Origin of the sequence: Candidatus Burkholderia verschuerenii (assembly GCF_001189365.1) — a bacterium.
In the GTDB taxonomy this organism is placed as follows: Bacteria; Pseudomonadota; Gammaproteobacteria; order Burkholderiales; family Burkholderiaceae; genus Caballeronia; species Caballeronia verschuerenii.
In genome coordinates this window covers 1-15,199 of the sequence record NZ_LFJJ01000144.1, presented here as the reverse complement: position 1 = coordinate 15,199, position 15,199 = coordinate 1, and the positions used below count along the sequence as shown (strand labels likewise).

General features: G+C 64.0%; 11 protein-coding genes and 4 pseudogenes. 13 read left to right on the top strand and 2 right to left on the bottom strand.

Annotation, left to right across the window (positions count from 1 at the left end):
- Window positions 1-222: 222 nt before the first annotated feature.
- Complete coding sequence (mnmA, locus tag BVER_RS20765; protein WP_050454901.1) at window positions 223-1,356, bottom strand: tRNA 2-thiouridine(34) synthase MnmA; 1,134 nt, start codon at window positions 1,354-1,356, stop codon at window positions 223-225.
- A gap of 18 nt (window positions 1,357-1,374) precedes the next feature.
- A pseudogene (locus tag BVER_RS20760) lies at window positions 1,375-1,853 on the bottom strand (NUDIX hydrolase).
- Window positions 1,854-2,077: 224 nt separating this feature from the next.
- On the opposite strand from BVER_RS20760, the pseudogene BVER_RS20755 reads away from it, so the two are divergent.
- The 13 genes and pseudogenes from BVER_RS20755 to BVER_RS30430 form a co-directional block, all read left to right on the top strand.
- A pseudogene (locus BVER_RS20755) lies at window positions 2,078-3,227 on the top strand (Re/Si-specific NAD(P)(+) transhydrogenase subunit alpha).
- Window positions 3,228-3,243: 16 nt separating this feature from the next.
- Window positions 3,244-3,567 (top strand): NAD(P) transhydrogenase subunit alpha part 2, encoded by a 324-nt coding sequence (locus tag BVER_RS20750; protein ID WP_050454899.1) that lies wholly within the window; start codon window positions 3,244-3,246, stop codon window positions 3,565-3,567.
- Window positions 3,568-5,013 (top strand): annotated as a pseudogene (locus tag BVER_RS20745) (NAD(P)(+) transhydrogenase (Re/Si-specific) subunit beta).
- Between the two features lie 154 nt (window positions 5,014-5,167).
- Window positions 5,168-6,481, top strand: coding sequence for a THUMP domain-containing class I SAM-dependent RNA methyltransferase (locus BVER_RS20740; protein ID WP_050454898.1), 1,314 nt, complete (start codon window positions 5,168-5,170; stop codon window positions 6,479-6,481).
- Between the two features lie 145 nt (window positions 6,482-6,626).
- A complete protein-coding gene (locus BVER_RS20735; protein WP_050454897.1) occupies window positions 6,627-8,018 on the top strand; it encodes an aminopeptidase P N-terminal domain-containing protein in 1,392 nt (463 codons plus the stop codon).
- A 14-nt stretch (window positions 8,019-8,032) separates the two neighbouring features.
- The gene (locus tag BVER_RS20730) at window positions 8,033-9,241 is read left to right on the top strand and encodes a UbiH/UbiF/VisC/COQ6 family ubiquinone biosynthesis hydroxylase (RefSeq protein WP_050454896.1); all 1,209 of its coding nucleotides are present in this window, start codon (window positions 8,033-8,035) and stop codon (window positions 9,239-9,241) included.
- Between the two features lie 204 nt (window positions 9,242-9,445).
- Entirely contained in the window at window positions 9,446-10,546 is a 1,101-nt protein-coding gene (gene dusB, locus BVER_RS20725; RefSeq protein ID WP_050454895.1) for a tRNA dihydrouridine synthase DusB, read from the top strand.
- On the top strand, window positions 10,543-10,776 hold the full coding sequence (locus BVER_RS20720) for a Fis family transcriptional regulator (protein ID WP_050454894.1): 234 nt from the start codon (window positions 10,543-10,545) through the stop codon (window positions 10,774-10,776). The genes dusB and BVER_RS20720 overlap by 4 nt, the downstream gene beginning before the upstream one ends.
- Window positions 10,777-10,840: 64 nt before the next feature.
- Window positions 10,841-12,406, top strand: a complete 1,566-nt coding sequence (gene purH, locus BVER_RS20715) for a bifunctional phosphoribosylaminoimidazolecarboxamide formyltransferase/IMP cyclohydrolase (RefSeq protein ID WP_050454902.1) — start codon at window positions 10,841-10,843, stop codon at window positions 12,404-12,406.
- Window positions 12,407-12,496: 90 nt separating this feature from the next.
- Window positions 12,497-13,039 (top strand): crossover junction endodeoxyribonuclease RuvC, encoded by a 543-nt coding sequence (gene ruvC, locus BVER_RS20710; RefSeq protein WP_050454893.1) that lies wholly within the window; start codon window positions 12,497-12,499, stop codon window positions 13,037-13,039.
- Window positions 13,040-13,060: 21 nt separating this feature from the next.
- Entirely contained in the window at window positions 13,061-13,642 is a 582-nt protein-coding gene (ruvA, locus tag BVER_RS20705; protein ID WP_050454892.1) for a Holliday junction branch migration protein RuvA, read from the top strand.
- 55 nt (window positions 13,643-13,697) lie between these two features.
- Window positions 13,698-14,759: a Holliday junction branch migration DNA helicase RuvB gene (gene ruvB, locus BVER_RS20700; RefSeq protein WP_050454891.1), complete on the top strand. Its 1,062-nt coding sequence runs from the start codon at window positions 13,698-13,700 to the stop codon at window positions 14,757-14,759.
- 2 nt (window positions 14,760-14,761) lie between these two features.
- Window positions 14,762-15,072: pseudogene (locus BVER_RS30430) on the top strand (oxygenase MpaB family protein); the annotation flags it as partial.
- Window positions 15,073-15,199: the final 127 nt, after the last annotated feature.

Genomic DNA, 15,199 nt, shown 5'->3' with positions numbered 1-15,199 from the left:
CAGCGCCTTCTATCCGGTTCTTGTTCATCGGCCCGCAGTTTCGCTCCACGCTTCCTCCCCACGGTCGGTCGCCCTTCCGCAGTTGCGCTTCACTTCGCTCGCTGTGGTCAACTTGCGGCGGGACTTGCATCCGCAAGAGTGCGCCCATGCTGGGCGCACAAGAAAAACCCGGAACGAGCCGGGGTTTTGCGGTTTTGCGGAACGAGCAAAGCGACCGAGCGATCAGCGCACGGCGACCTGCGGCGCGGCCAGCGCTTCCTCGCGCGCGGTCTGCGCCGCCGCCTGCTCGATGATGCCGCCGCCCAGACATACATCGCCCTGATACAGCACGGCCGACTGGCCCGGCGTGACGGCCCATTGGGCGTCGTCGAAACGCAGTTCGAAGCGGCCAACGTCGGCACGCCCGAAGGTGCAGGCGGCATCCTGCTGGCGATAACGCGTCTTCGCGCCGCACGCCGCGCCCGCCTCGGGCGCGAAGCCCGCCACCCAGCTGGTATTGCCCGCGACCAGCGTGTGCGACAGCAGCCACGGATGATCGTGTCCCTGCACGACGTACAGCGTATTGCTCGCCATGTCCTTGCCGGCGACGAACCACGGCTCGCCGCTGCCGTCCTTCGCCCCGCCGATGCCGATACCCTTGCGCTGGCCGAATGTATAGAACGCCAGCCCGATATGCTCGCCGACGACGCGGCCATCGGGCGTTTTCATCGGGCCGGGCTTGGTCGGCAGATAGCGGTTCAGAAACTCGCGGAACGGCCGTTCGCCGATAAAGCAGATGCCGGTCGAATCCTTCTTCTTCGCGTTCGGCAAACCGATCTGCGAGGCGATTTCGCGCACCTGGGTCTTCGGGATCTCGCCAAGCGGAAACAGCGTCTTCGACAGTTGTGCCTGATTCAGCCGATGCAGGAAGTACGACTGATCCTTGGTCGAATCGGCGGCCTTCAGCAGCTGGAACAGGCCGTCCTGCTCGCGCACGCGCGCATAGTGGCCGGTCGCGATGGTTTCCGCGCCCAGCGACATCGCGTGATCGAGAAAGGCCTTGAACTTGATTTCGGCGTTGCACAGCACGTCCGGATTCGGCGTGCGGCCGGCCGAGTACTCGCGCAGAAACTCCGCGAACACGCGATCCTTGTATTCGGCGGCGAAATTCACGGCTTCCACGTCGATGCCGATCAGATCCGCGACCGACACCACGTCGATCCAGTCCTGACGCGTCGAGCAGTATTCGCCGTCGTCGTCTTCCCAGTTCTTCATGAAGAAGCCGACCACGTCGTAGCCCTGCTCCTTCAAAAGCCATGCCGTGACCGACGAATCCACGCCGCCCGACATGCCCACCACTACTTTTTGCTTGCTCATAGGATTACCGCACGAGGCTTACCGCACCGCCAGCGCGACCGAGTGCGTGTGAATAAAATCGAGCGGCATGCGCCGCCCGGCAAGATAGTCCTCGATACACGTCAGCACGATCGGCGTTCGATGCCGCTCCGCCGACGCACGCAGTTCGTCCGCCGTGAGCCACATCGCGCGCACGATGCCGTCGTCCAGCGCGCGCCCGGCGATCTTTTCGCCGGCCCTGCCGCAAAACGTGAAGCGCAGATACGTGACATCGCCTGTCGGACGTTGGAAATGCGTCATATACGCGCCGACCAGCGCTTCCGGCTCGAACGTGTGCGCCGTTTCCTCCAGGGTTTCGCGGATCACGGCCTCGACCAGCGTTTCGCCTGCTTCGAGATGACCGGCCGGCTGGTTGATACGCAATTCGGCCGATGTGTGTTCTTCGATGACGAGAAAGCGCCCGTCGCGCTCGATGATGGCAGCCACCGTTACGTGGGGGCCCAAGTATCTGATTTCATGGTCCGATATTTTACCGTCAGCGCCCGATTCGCGCCAGTGACACTCAGGGAAATCGCGGATGTGGCAAAGGCTGTGAACAAGGGTCCGGATCGATTCTGGCGCGTGAATTCTTCGGTTACAGTGGAAAGAGCCGTCGGTTCACGCATTTGAAATAAAACTCAGCCTTAGGCCTTCGCCGCATCCCGCCCCGGGCGCGAAGGCGACCAAGACAGGAGGATTCAAGATGCATATCGGAGTGCCTGCTGAAACGCGGGCGGGTGAGGCGCGCGTCGCCGCCACGCCCGAAACGGTCAAGAAGCTCGTTACGCAGGGGCATCGGCTGTCGGTGCAGAGCGGCGCGGGCCTGGCCGCCAGCTATATCGACGATGCCTTCGCGCAAGCGGGCGCGGATCTCGTCGATGCACCCACGGCATTCGGCGCGGAAACCGTGCTCAAGGTGCAGTCGCCGACCGAGAGTGAACTGGCCATGATCCAACCGGGCGCCGTGCTCATCGGCATGCTCGATCCTTTCAACGCCGACAACACCGCGCGGCTCGCGGCCGCCAACGTCACCGCCTTCGCGCTCGAAGCCGCGCCGCGCACCACGCGCGCGCAGAGCCTCGACCGACGTGCTGTTGTCGCAGGCGAACATCGCCGGATATAAGGCCGTGCTGATGGCCTGTCAGTACTACCAGCGTTTCATGCCGATGCTGATGACCGCCGCCGGCACCGTCAAGGCCGCGCGCGTGCTCATGCTCGGCGCGGGCGTCGCGGGCCTGCAGGCGATCGCCACCGCCAAGCGGCTGGGCGCGGTGGTCGAGGCGTCCGACGTGCGGCCGGCGGTCAAGGAGCAGATCGAATCGCTGGGCGCGAAGTTCGTCGACGTGCCGTTCGAAACCGATGAGGAACGCGAAGCGGCCGAAGGCGTCGGCGGCTACGCGCGCCCGATGCCGCCGAGCTGGCTCGCGCGCCAATCGGCGCAGGTCCACGAACGCGCGAAGGCGGCGGATATCGTCATCTCGACCGCGCTGATTCCGGGCCGTCCCGCGCCCACGCTGCTGTCCGTCGAAACCGTCAAGCACATGAAGCCGGGTTCGGTGATCGTCGATCTTGCCGCCGGTCGCGGCCCGGAGTTCGAAGGCAAGCGCGGCGGCAACTGCCCGCTGACCGAAACCGATCAGGTGGTGATGAAGCACGGCGTGCATATCGTCGGCCACACGAATCTCGCCTCGATGGTCGGCGCCGACGCCTCCGCGCTCTACGCCCGCAATCTGCTCGACTTTCTCAAGCTGATCCTGACCAAGGAAGGCACGCTCAACATCGACCTCGCCGACGATATCGTCGCGGCCACGCTCCAGTGCCGCGACGGGCAAGTCGCGCGAGCCACCGCCTGACCATACGGAGACGAACATGGACGTCATCAATCACACGGTGATCAACCTCATCATCTTCGTGCTGGCCATTTATGTCGGCTACCACGTCGTATGGAACGTCACGCCCGCGCTGCACACGCCGCTGATGGCCGTGACCAACGCGATCTCGGCCATCGTCATCGTCGGCGCGATGCTTGCCGTCGGGCTGACGGTCGGCGTCGCGGGCAAATTCTTCGGCACGCTCGCGGTGCTGCTCGCGGCGGTGAACGTGTTCGGCGGCTTTCTCGTCACCCGGCGAATGCTGGAGATGTTCAAGAAGAAGGAGCCGACGAAGAAGATCGCTCACAAGGAGGGCGCGTAAATGAGCATGAACGTCGTCACTCTTTTGTATCTGGTCGCTTCGGTGTGCTTCATTCAGGCGCTGAAGGGCCTGTCCAATCCGAAGACCGCGCGCATCGGCAATACGTTCGGGATGGCGGGCATGGCGATCGCCATTCTCACCACGCTCGCGCTGATCGTGAAGCAGGCGTCGTATCTCGGCTCGAACCTGTCGCTCGGATTGTCGCTGCTGTTCGTGGCGCTGATCGTCGGCGGCGGCGCGGGCGCGTATATCGCGGCGCGCGTCGAAATGACGAAGATGCCCGAACTCGTCGCCATGCACTCGCTGATCGGTCTCGCGGCGGTGTGTATCGCGTACGGCGTGGTGGCGGAACCGTCCGCGTTCGGGTTGGCCGCGCCCGGCGAGCCGATTCCGTATGGCAATCGCGTGGAGTTGTTCATCGGCACCTTCGTCGGCGCGATCACGTTTTCCGGCTCGGTGATCGCCTTCGGCAAGCTGTCGGGCAAATATAAGTTCCGGCTGTTTCAGGGCGCGCCGGTCACGTATGCCGGACAGCATCTGATCAACCTGCTGCTCGCCATCGCGATGATCGGCTTCGGCGTGATCTTCATGCTCACGGAGTCGTGGCTGCCGTTCATCATCATGACGGTCATCGCGTTCGCGCTGGGCGTGCTGATCATCATCCCGATCGGCGGCGCGGACATGCCGGTGGTCGTGTCGATGCTCAACTCGTATTCGGGCTGGGCGGCGGCGGGCATCGGCTTCTCGCTGAACAATCCGATGCTGATCATCGCGGGGTCGCTGGTCGGCTCGTCAGGCGCGATCCTGTCGTACATCATGTGCAAGGCGATGAACCGCTCGTTCTTCAACGTGATTCTCGGCGGCTTCGGCGGCGAGGCGGGCTGCGCGGCCGTGGGCGGCGCGCAGGAGCAGCGTCCCGTCAAATCCGGTTCCGCCGCCGACGCCGCGTTCATGCTCGGCAACGCGGAAAGCGTGGTGATCGTGCCGGGCTAAGGGCTGGCCGTCGCCCGTGCGCAGCACGCGCTGAAGGAACTGACCGACAAGCTGGTGGAGAAAGGCATCGACGGGCGATACGCCATTCACCCGGTCGCGGAACGCATGCCGGGCCACATGAACGTGCTGCTGGCGGAGGCCGAAGTCCCTTACGAGATGGTGCAGGAGATGGAGGACATCAACAGCGAATTCGGCCAGACCGACGTCGTGCTCGTGCTCGTGCTCGGCGCGAACGACGTCCTGAATCCGGCGGCGAAGACCGATCCGAAATCGCCCATCGCCGGGATGCCGATTCTCGAGGCGTACAAGGCGCGCACCATCATCGTGAACAAGCGCTCGATGGCGGCAGGCTACGCCGGGCTCGATAACGAATTGTTCTATATGGACAAGACGATGATGGTTTTCGGCGACGCGAAAAAGGTGGTGGAGGAGATGATGAAGGCGGTGGAGTAACCAGGCCCGACGCCCGACGGCAAGCGAAACGGTGCGCGCCGGCGTTCCAGCAATGGAGCGCCGGCGCTTTCTTTTTGGCCGTCCGCGGACGAAGCGACGCTTCCGCCAAACACCCCGCGTACAATACCGCCTTTAAACGTTCCCGAAGCACCTCATGTCCTCCCCTCTCCTCGACTGGTTCGCCCCATGCCCGCGCGGTCTCGAAGCGCCGCTCGCCGCCGAGCTCGACGAGATCGGAGACCGTCACGTCGACAACGCGCCGGTTCCTAGCGGCGCGCTGAGCGTCGGCGCACAGGTGCCCGGCGGCGTGCATTTTCGCGGTAGCTGGGTCGCCGGCATGGCGGCGAATCTGCATTCGCGTATCGCGAGCCGCGTGCTGCTCAAGATCGCGCAAGGGCAGTATCGCAACGAGCACGATATCTACGACCTCACGCATCGCCAGCGCTGGAAGCAATGGTTCACGCCGAACCAGACCATGCGCGTCGATCTCACCGCGATCAAATCGCCGGTCAAGAGCCTCGAATTCACCACGTTGCGCGTGAAGGACGCCGTCTGCGACCGTCTGCGCGAAGTGGCCGGCGCGCGCCCGAGCATCGATACCGCGCAGCCCGATGTGCGCGTGTTCGCGTTCCTGACGGCGAACGAGTGCACGCTCTATCTCGACACCTCCGGCGAACCGCTCTTCAAGCGCGGCTGGCGGCTCGACAAGGGCGCGGCGCCGCTGCGCGAAAATCTCGCCGCGGGCATTCTGCGTCTCACCGGCTGGACGCCCGGCACGCCGCTGTTCGATCCGATGTGCGGCAGCGGCACCTTCCTCGCCGAAGCCGCGCAAACGGCGCTCGATATCGCGCCGGGCATGGAGCGGCGTTTCGGCTTCGAAAAGCTCAAGCCGTTCCAGCCGATGACCTGGCAAAAGCTCCGCGAAGCGGCGTTCCAGGCCAGAAACGCGGCGTTCGCGGCGCAACCGGATCTCAATATCTTCGGCAGCGACATCTCGGGCGACATGCTCGAAAAGGCGCGCGCGAACCTGAACCGCGCCGGCATTCCGCGTCTGATGCTCAAGCAGCTCGACGAGCGCAACATGACGCCGCCGACCGACGCTCCGGGCATTCTCATCGCCAATCCGCCGTATGGCGAGCGGATCGAAGTGCGTAGACGCGGCCCGCGCGGCGAAATTCGCGACACCGGACGCTTCCGCCGCGAGGACGAAGAGGCCTTCGAACGCGCGCAGCCCGACCCCGCCGACACGGAATTTTTTATCTCCCTCGGCAATGCGCTCAAGCAGCGTTTCCCCGGCTGGCGCGCCTACGTGCTCACTTCCGACCGCAAGCTGCCGGGCCTGATGCGCCTGCGCGAATCGACCAAGACGCCGCTGTTCAACGGCGCGCTCAAATGCCGTCTGTTCCGCTTCGATCTGATCGCGGGCAGCGTGCGCAATCGGCCGGCGGGCGATCAGCCGGCAGAATGAGCGCCTTCGAAACCAGTATGCGGTGAGATCGCGCGGCGGACCATTCGTCCGAACGGCATAGGCAAAATTGCAGGTCGCGATGTGCAAAAAGCCTATGCCGTTTAGCCGAGTCGCGCCGTCCGGAGCCCGGCGCTACAATCGGCGCATGAACTCACTCACCGACCTCACCAGCCCGATCGCCGTCGACGTCTATCGCAACCGCCGCGAACGCGTACTCGCGGCACTGCGTGAGCGCGGCGGAGGCATCGCCATCGTGCCGACCGCACGGGAAGTCATGCGCAATCGCGACACCGACTATCCCTACCGTCACGACAGTTACTTCTATTACCTCACGGGATTCGTCGAGCCGGAAGCCGTGCTCGTCCTCGACGGCAGCGCGCCGGACGGCGAGCCCGCGTCCATATTGTTCTGCCGCGAAAAGAACGTCGAACGCGAGACGTGGGAAGGTTTCCGCTTCGGGCCGGAGGCCGCGCGCGATGCGTTCGGCTTCGACGCCGCCTACGCCATCGATTCGCTCGATACCGAAATGCCGCGCCTGATCGCCGATCAGCCGTCGCTCTACTACGCGCTCGGCACCTCCGACGAAGTTGATGCGCAAGTGCGCGGCTGGCTCGCCGCCGTGCGCGCGCAAGGCCGCAGCGGCGTGCGCGCGCCGATGGAAGCCAAGCATCTGCTGCCGATTCTCGACGAGATGCGCCTCGTCAAGGACGATCACGAACTCGCGATCATGCGCCGCGCCGGGACCATTTCCGCCGAAGCGCATCGACGCGCCATGCGCGCGTGCCGTCCCGGCATGCGCGAATACGAGATCGAAGCGGAACTGCTCTACACGTTCCGGCGTCACGGCGCGCAGGCGCCCGCATACGGCTCGATCGTCGCGGCGGGCGCGAACGCGTGCGTGCTGCACTATCCGGCGGGCAACGCCATTGCGCGCGAAGGCGACCTGATCTTGATCGACGCGGCCTGCGAACTCGATGGCTACGCGTCCGACATCACGCGCACCTTTCCGGTGAGCGGCCGTTTCACGCCGGCGCAGCGCGAGCTTTACGACATCGTGCTGGCCGCGCAATACGCCGCCGTCGATGCCACGCGCGCCGGCGTCAGCTTCGACGCGCCGCATCAGGCTGCGGTGAAAGTGCTGTCGCAGGGCCTGCTCGATACCGGCATCCTCGACAAAGCGAAGTTCGCAAGCGTCGACGACGTGATCGCGCAGCGCGCCTACATGCGCTTCTATATGCATCGCACGGGGCATTGGCTCGGCATGGACGTGCACGACGTGGGCGAATACCGCGACGCCGACGGCCCGCCCGACGATCAGGGCGCGCGGCCGTGGCGCACGCTCGTTGCGGGCAACGTGCTGACTATCGAGCCAGGCCTTTACGTGCGCGCCGCCGACGATGTGCCGGAGCGCTATTGGGACATCGGCATCCGCATCGAGGACGACGCCGTCGTGACCGCGAGCGGCTGCGAACTCCTCACGCGCGACGTGCCCGTCGATGCCGACGAAATCGAAGCGCTGATGCGCGAATCAAACTGAGCGCCGGACACATCATGAGCGATATCGAAAACGCGGAGCAACACTTCGATTACGACGTTGCGATCGTCGGCGCGGGACCGGTCGGGTTCGCGCTGGCGGGCTGGCTGGCGCAACGCAGCGCGACCTCGCGCCTGTCGATCGCGCTGATCGACGCGCGCACGCCCGACGCCGCCGCCAGCGATCCGCGCTCGCTCGCGCTGTCGCACGGCAGCCACGTGATGCTGCAAGAGCTCGGCTTTCCCGCCGATTCCACGCCGATCCGTCGCATCCATGTGTCGCAGCGCGGGCATTTCGGGCGCACGCTGATCGAGCACGACGAACATGAACTGCCGGAACTCGGCTATGTGGTGAGCTACGGATCGCTAGTCGGCGCGCTCGCGAATGCGGTGCGCGCGACCAAGGTCGACTGGCTGACGAATACGGCGGCGCCCGAGCAGGACAGCGACGGCGTTACCTTGCCGCTGCGTTCCGCCGACGGCGATCGAACCGTTCGCGTCAAGGTGCTAGTCAACGCGGAAGGCGGCCTGTATTCGCAAAATCCGCAAAGTTCGCCAGGCGAAGACGCCCAACCCGACGAACGGCGCTCGCGCGATTACGGGCAGACGGCCATCGTCGGCACGGTGAGCGTGTCGTCGCCGCATCCGAATGTCGCGTGGGAGCGCTTTACCGGCGAAGGCCCGATCGCGCTGCTGCCCTGCGGCGGTCAGCGCCACGCGGATTATTCCCTCGTGTGGTGCGCGTCGCCCGAGGAGGCCGCGCGTCGCATGGATTTGAGCGACGAGGCGTTCCTCGCCGAACTGGGTCATGCATTCGGCACGCGCATGGGCAGTTTCACGCGTATCGCCGGGCGGGCGGCGTTTCCGCTCGGGCTGACCGCGCTGCACACGTTGATCGACCGGCGCACGGTCGCCATTGGCAATGCGGCGCAGACGCTGCATCCGGTGGCGGGCCAAGGCCTCAATCTCGGCCTGCGCGATGCCCGCGCGCTCACCGACGCGCTGTCCGTCGACGGCCCGCGTCCGCTTGCGCTCGCGCACTTCGCGCAACGGCGCGCGCTGGACCGGCGGCTGACCATCGGCGCGACCGATACGCTCGCACGCATCTTCACCGTCGACTTTCCGCCGCTCGCGGCAATGCGCGGTCTCGCGCTCACCGCGCTCGAGTTCTTGCCGCCGGTAAAAACCGCCCTTGCCCGTCAGATGATGTTCGGACAGCGGCGTTAGCAAGTCGGGAGGGCAATCGTCTGCTTTGAGTCAAGGAACTTATCCTTTATGAACGCGTGTGCTTTCATAGAAGATTTAATGACTTGCATGCGATTGCTCTTAATTTCAGCACGCGGTTCGCGCTAAAATACGCGTTTCCCCTTCAGAAATGTTGCATCCGCCTGACGCGGCTTCGGCCGTGGCGCCAGCGGGTCTTTTGCCTTCATGCCCAGCATCGGTTCACACGTCCTCCGCAACAACCTGTTCGTCGCCCCGATGGCAGGCGTCACCGACCGGCCGTTCCGTCAGCTCTGCAAACGCATGGGCGCGGGTTACGCGGTGTCGGAGATGGTCGCGTCGAACGCGCAGTTGTGGAAGAGCGAGAAGACCATGCGACGCGCCAACCACGCGGGCGAAGTCGAGCCGATTTCGGTGCAGATCGCGGGCGCGGACCCGCAGATGCTCGCCGATGCCGCGCGTCATAACGTCGCGAACGGCGCGCAGATCATCGATATCAATATGGGCTGCCCGGCCAAGAAGGTGTGCAACGTGGCCGCGGGTTCGGCGCTGCTGCAGAACGAACCGCTGGTCGCGCGCATCTTGGAAGCCTTGGTGCAGGCGGTCGGCGTGGGGCCGGATGCGGTGCCCGTCACGCTCAAGATCCGCACGGGATGGAATCGCGAGAACAAGAATGCGATCACCATCGCGCGGATCGCGCAGGAAGCGGGCATTTCCATGCTTACCGTCCACGGCCGCACGCGCGCCGATCTGTATAAAGGCGACGCCGAATACGAAACCATCGCGGCCGTGAAGGCGTCGATCGGCATTCCCGTGGTGGCGAACGGAGACATCGCCACGCCGGAAAAAGCGCGCCATGTGCTCAATGTGACCGGCGCGGATGCCATCATGATCGGCCGCGCCGCGCAGGGGCGTCCGTGGCTGTTTCGTGAAATCGAGCACTTTCTGAAGACGGGCGAACGCATGCCGGCGCCGCGCATCGACGAGATCCAACAGGTGATGAACGAACACCTGGAAGACCACTACGCCTTTTATGGGGAATTCACGGGCGTTCGGACAGCGCGCAAGCATATCGGCTGGTACACTCGCGGCCTTTCCGGCGCCAACACCTTTCGGCACCGGATGAATACGCTCGACACGACCAAAGAACAATTGCTCGCAGTGAACGAATTCTTCGACGCGCAAAAGGCGTTGTCGGACCGTCTCGTCTATGTGGACGAGGCGAACGAGTCCGATATCGACGACGCGTCCGGGGAGGAATCGTGCGGCGAGAACAACAACACGACAGACCGACTCATTACCGCATGAGCAGACATAACATCGAACAATGCGTCCGCCAAAGCCTCGACAGCTACTTTCAGGATCTGGACGGATCCAACCCGCACGATGTCTACGACATGGTGATTTCATGCGTGGAAAAACCCTTGCTCGAAGTGGTGCTGGCGCAGGCGGGCGGTAATCAATCGCTCGCGGCCGACTATCTCGGCATCAACCGCAACACCTTGCGCAAGAAGCTTCAGCAGCACGGATTGATTTGATTCATCGGACCGTGGCGCCTTGCTCGGTCCGGCCTGGTTCTCCTTTTCGGTTTCAGTGTTCATCATGATCAAGCAAGCGCTCATCTCCGTATCCGACAAATCCGGCATCGTCGATTTCGCCAAATCGCTCTCCGATCTCGGCGTCAGGATCCTCTCGACCAGCGGCACGGCGAAACTGCTCGCCGACGCGAGCCTGCCCGTCACGGAAGTCGCCGATTACACCGGCTTCCCGGAAATGCTCGACGGCCGCGTGAAGACGCTGCATCCGAAGGTTCACGGCGGCATCCTCGCGCGCCGCGATCTGCCGGAACATATGGCCGCGCTGGAAAAGCACGATATTCCGACCATCGATTTGCTGGTCGTGAATCTGTATCCGTTCGTGCAGACGGTGTCGAAGGAAGAGTGCTCGCTGGAAGACGCGATCGAGAACATCGATATCGGCGGGCCGACCATGCTGCGCTCGGCGGCGAAGAATCATCGCGACGTGACCGTGATCGTCGATCCGGCCGACTACGCGACCGTCCTCGACGAAATGCGCGCGAACGGCAATTCGGTCGGCTACACGACGAATTTCCGCCTCGCGACCAAGGTCTACGCGCACACCGCCCAATACGACGGCGCGATCACGAACTATCTGACGAGCCTCACCGACGAACTGAAGCATTCGAGCCGCAATACCTATCCGTCGACGTTCAACATGGCGTTCGAGAAGGTGCAGGACCTGCGTTACGGCGAGAATCCGCATCAGAGCGCGGCGTTCTATCGCGATCTGAAGACGCCCGCCGGCGCGCTCGCGAACTACGCGCAGTTGCAGGGCAAGGAACTGTCGTACAACAATATCGCCGATTCGGACGCCGCGTGGGAATGCGTGAAGACGTTCGATGCACCAGCCTGCGTGATCATCAAGCACGCGAATCCGTGCGGCGTGGCGGTCGGCGCGGACCCGCTCGAAGCCTATTCGAAGGCGTTCCAGACCGATCCGACCTCCGCGTTCGGCGGCATTATCGCGTTCAATCGCGAAGTGGACGAAGCGGCAGCGCAGGCTGTCGCCAAGCAGTTCGTCGAAGTGCTGATCGCGCCCGCCTTCAGCGCGGCGGCGCGCGCCGTGTTCGCGGCGAAGCAGAACGTGCGTCTGCTGGAAATCGCGCTCGGCGATGGCCACAACGCGTTCGATCTGAAGCGCGTCGGCGGCGGCCTGCTCGTGCAATCGCTCGATTCGAAGAACGTGCAGCCGCATGAACTGCGCGTCGTGACGAAGCGTCATCCGACGCCGAAGGAAATGGACGATCTGATGTTCGCGTGGCGCGTGGCGAAGTTCGTGAAGTCGAACGCCATTGTGTTCTGCGGCAACGGCATGACGCTCGGCGTCGGCGCGGGCCAGATGAGCCGCGTGGATTCGGCGCGTATCGCGGGCATCAAGGCGCAGAACGCCGGTTTGACGCTGAACGGCTCGGCCGTGGCGTCGGATGCGTTCTTCCCGTTCCGCGACGGTCTCGATGTCGTCGTCAACGCGGGCGCGACCTGCGTGATCCAGCCGGGCGGCTCCATGCGCGACGACGAAGTGATCGCGGCGGCGGACGAGCACAACATCGCGATGGTTCTGACCGGCACGCGGCATTTCCGCCACTGAAATCCGCCGGCTTTCCTTTAAGATTGGCCTGTTTGCGCATTCATCAGCGCAGACAGGCCAATTTAATTTGAAAGACCGCATCGCGAACGAATGAGAATCCTAGGCATCGACCCCGGCTTGCGCGTGACCGGCTTCGGCATCATCGACAAGCACGGACAGACGCTCAATTACGTGACGAGCGGCGTCATCAAGACGGCCGACGCGGATCTGCCTTCGCGTCTCAACACGATTTTCAGCGGTATTTCGACGCTGATCGCGCAGCATAATCCCGATCAGGCGTCGATCGAAAAGGTCTTCGTCAACGTCAATCCGCAGTCGACCTTGCTGCTCGGGCAGGCGCGGGGCGCGGCCATTTGCGGGCTCGTCGCGAGCGGCGTGCCGGTTGCGGAATATACGGCGCTGCAGTTGAAGCAGGCCGTCGTCGGCTACGGCCGCGCGACCAAGGAACAGATGCAGCAGATGGTCGTGCGCCTGTTGAGCCTCTCCGGCGTGCCAAGCACCGATGCCGCCGATGCGCTCGGCATGGCCATCTGTCACGCGCACGGCGGATCGGGCCTCGAGACGCTGGGCGGCATCGCGCCGTCGCTTGCGAAGAAGGGCTTGCGCGTGCGGCGCGGTCGTCTCATCGGCTAATCTTTTTACTCGTAAATACACATGATCGGTCGCATCGCCGGCGTTCTGCTGGAAAAAAATCCGCCGCATCTGCTCGTCGATTGCAACGGCGTCGGCTATGAAATCGACGTGCCGATGAGCACGTTCTACAACCTGCCGAATACCGGCGAGAAGGTCCTGCTGCTGACGCAGTTGATCGTGCGTGAGGACGCGCATCTGCTGTACGGTTTTCTCACGGCGCCGGAGCGCGCGACGTTCCGCGAATTGCTGAAGATCAGCGGCATCGGCGCGCGGATGGCGCTGGCGGTGCTGTCGGGCATGAGCGTGCACGAACTGTCGCAGACGGTGACGACGCAGGATGCGGCGCGTTTGACGCGCGTGCCGGGGATCGGGAAGAAGACGGCTGAGCGGCTGCTGCTCGAACTGAAGGGCAAGCTCGGTGCGGATCTGGGCGCGGCTGCGTCGGCTGTGTCTGCGTCGGATCATGCGTCCGATATTCTCAACGCGCTGCTGGCGTTGGGGTATTCGGAGAAGGAAGCGCTTGCGGCGGTGAAGAATGTGCCGGCGGGGACGGGGGTGTCGGAGGGGATTAAGTTGGCGTTGAAGGCTTTGTCGAAAGCCTGATGCCTAGGCCATTCGGCCAACTTCATCGCACAGAAGCTCGCTGTACAATCGACCCATGATCGAAACCGACAAACTCGCCGCCGAACGTATCATCGCGGCCACGCCCGTCTCGCCGAACGAGGAAGCGTTCGAGCGCGCGCTGCGTCCGCGTCAGCTCGACGAATACGTCGGCCAGGAAAAGGTGCGCGGCCAGCTCGAAATCTTCATCGAGGCGGCCAAGCAACGGTCGGAAGCGCTCGATCACGTGCTGCTGTTCGGGCCGCCGGGTCTCGGCAAGACGACGCTCGCGCATATCATCGCGCGCGAAATGGGCGTGAATCTGCGGCAGACTTCCGGTCCGGTACTGGAGCGCGCGGGCGATCTCGCCGCGCTGCTCACCAATCTCGAAGCCAACGACGTGCTGTTTATCGACGAGATTCATCGGCTGTCGCCGGTCGTCGAGGAAATTCTGTATCCCGCGCTCGAGGATTATCAGATCGACATCATGATCGGCGAAGGTCCGGCCGCGCGCAGCGTGAAGCTCGACCTTCCGCCGTTCACGCTCGTCGGCGCGACGACGCGCGCGGGCATGCTGACGAATCCGCTGCGCGATCGCTTCGGCATCGTGTCGCGGCTGGAGTTTTATAACGCGAGCGAACTGGCGCGCATCGTCGCGCGGTCCGCGTCGCTGTTGAAGGCGGATATCGTCAACGAAGGCGCGCTCGAAATCGCCAAGCGCTCGCGCGGCACGCCGCGCATTGCGAACCGGCTGCTGCGTCGCGTGCGCGATTACGCGCAAGTGAAAGCGGACGGCATGATCACCGCCGAAGTCGCGGACAAGGCGCTCAAGATGCTCGACGTCGATCCGGTCGGCTTCGATCTGATGGACCGCAAACTGCTCGAAGCGATTCTGCACAAGTTCGATGGCGGCCCGGTCGGCGTGGACAATCTGGCCGCGGCGATCGGCGAAGAACGCGACACGATCGAAGACGTGCTTGAGCCATATCTCATCCAGCAGGGCTTTCTGCAGCGCACGCCGCGCGGTCGCGTCGCGACGATGCTGACTTACCGGCACTTCGGCATTGCCGCGCCGGATGCGGGGCGGATCCGCGATCTGTGGGACGCCAACGACAAATAGTTATGTCCGATCAGGCGACGTTCGTCACACGCGTGCGCTCGTCGATCGGGCAAAGCGTCATCAATCTGACGAGAGGTAGCGGTCCGACGATCGACTACACCTCGCCGCCCGGCGATCCCGGCCTGTTCGGTCCCGACGCCGCCTGCTGGAAAGTCCACTCCGATTCCCATCGATGATGACGGGCGGCATCAGCGCCCTGCTTCTGCAAACCCTGCATCCGCTGGCGCTGGCGGGCGTCTGGGACCACTCGACTTTCCGCAGCGATATCCTCGGCCGTCTGCGCCGCACGGCGACCTTCGTCGCGGGCACGACTTAGTCTGGCCTGCAAAATTGAATTTGCCGGAATGGACCCAACGACGCAGTCTGGTGCAGACGTAAACGCACATCTCAGCCAGGTCTGCAGCGCACGAGTAGAGGTTGAGGCATGACGTTGAGCTGAA

Bases quoted from the DNA above. Each gene is read 5' to 3' on its own strand.
- ruvC (WP_050454893.1), top strand. From the start codon at position 12,497: ATGAGAATCCTAGGCATCGACCCCGGCTTGCGCGTGACCGGCTTCGGC.
- mnmA (WP_050454901.1), bottom strand. From the start codon at position 1,356: ATGAGCAAGCAAAAAGTAGTGGTGGGCATGTCGGGCGGCGTGGATTCG.
- BVER_RS20740 (WP_050454898.1), top strand. From the start codon at position 5,168: ATGTCCTCCCCTCTCCTCGACTGGTTCGCCCCATGCCCGCGCGGTCTC.
- BVER_RS20730 (WP_050454896.1), top strand. From the start codon at position 8,033: ATGAGCGATATCGAAAACGCGGAGCAACACTTCGATTACGACGTTGCG.
- dusB (WP_050454895.1), top strand. From the start codon at position 9,446: ATGCCCAGCATCGGTTCACACGTCCTCCGCAACAACCTGTTCGTCGCC.
- purH (WP_050454902.1), top strand. From the start codon at position 10,841: ATGATCAAGCAAGCGCTCATCTCCGTATCCGACAAATCCGGCATCGTC.
- BVER_RS20750 (WP_050454899.1), top strand. From the start codon at position 3,244: ATGGACGTCATCAATCACACGGTGATCAACCTCATCATCTTCGTGCTG.
- ruvB (WP_050454891.1), top strand. From the start codon at position 13,698: ATGATCGAAACCGACAAACTCGCCGCCGAACGTATCATCGCGGCCACG.
- ruvA (WP_050454892.1), top strand. From the start codon at position 13,061: ATGATCGGTCGCATCGCCGGCGTTCTGCTGGAAAAAAATCCGCCGCAT.
- BVER_RS20720 (WP_050454894.1), top strand. From the start codon at position 10,543: ATGAGCAGACATAACATCGAACAATGCGTCCGCCAAAGCCTCGACAGC.
- BVER_RS20735 (WP_050454897.1), top strand. From the start codon at position 6,627: ATGAACTCACTCACCGACCTCACCAGCCCGATCGCCGTCGACGTCTAT.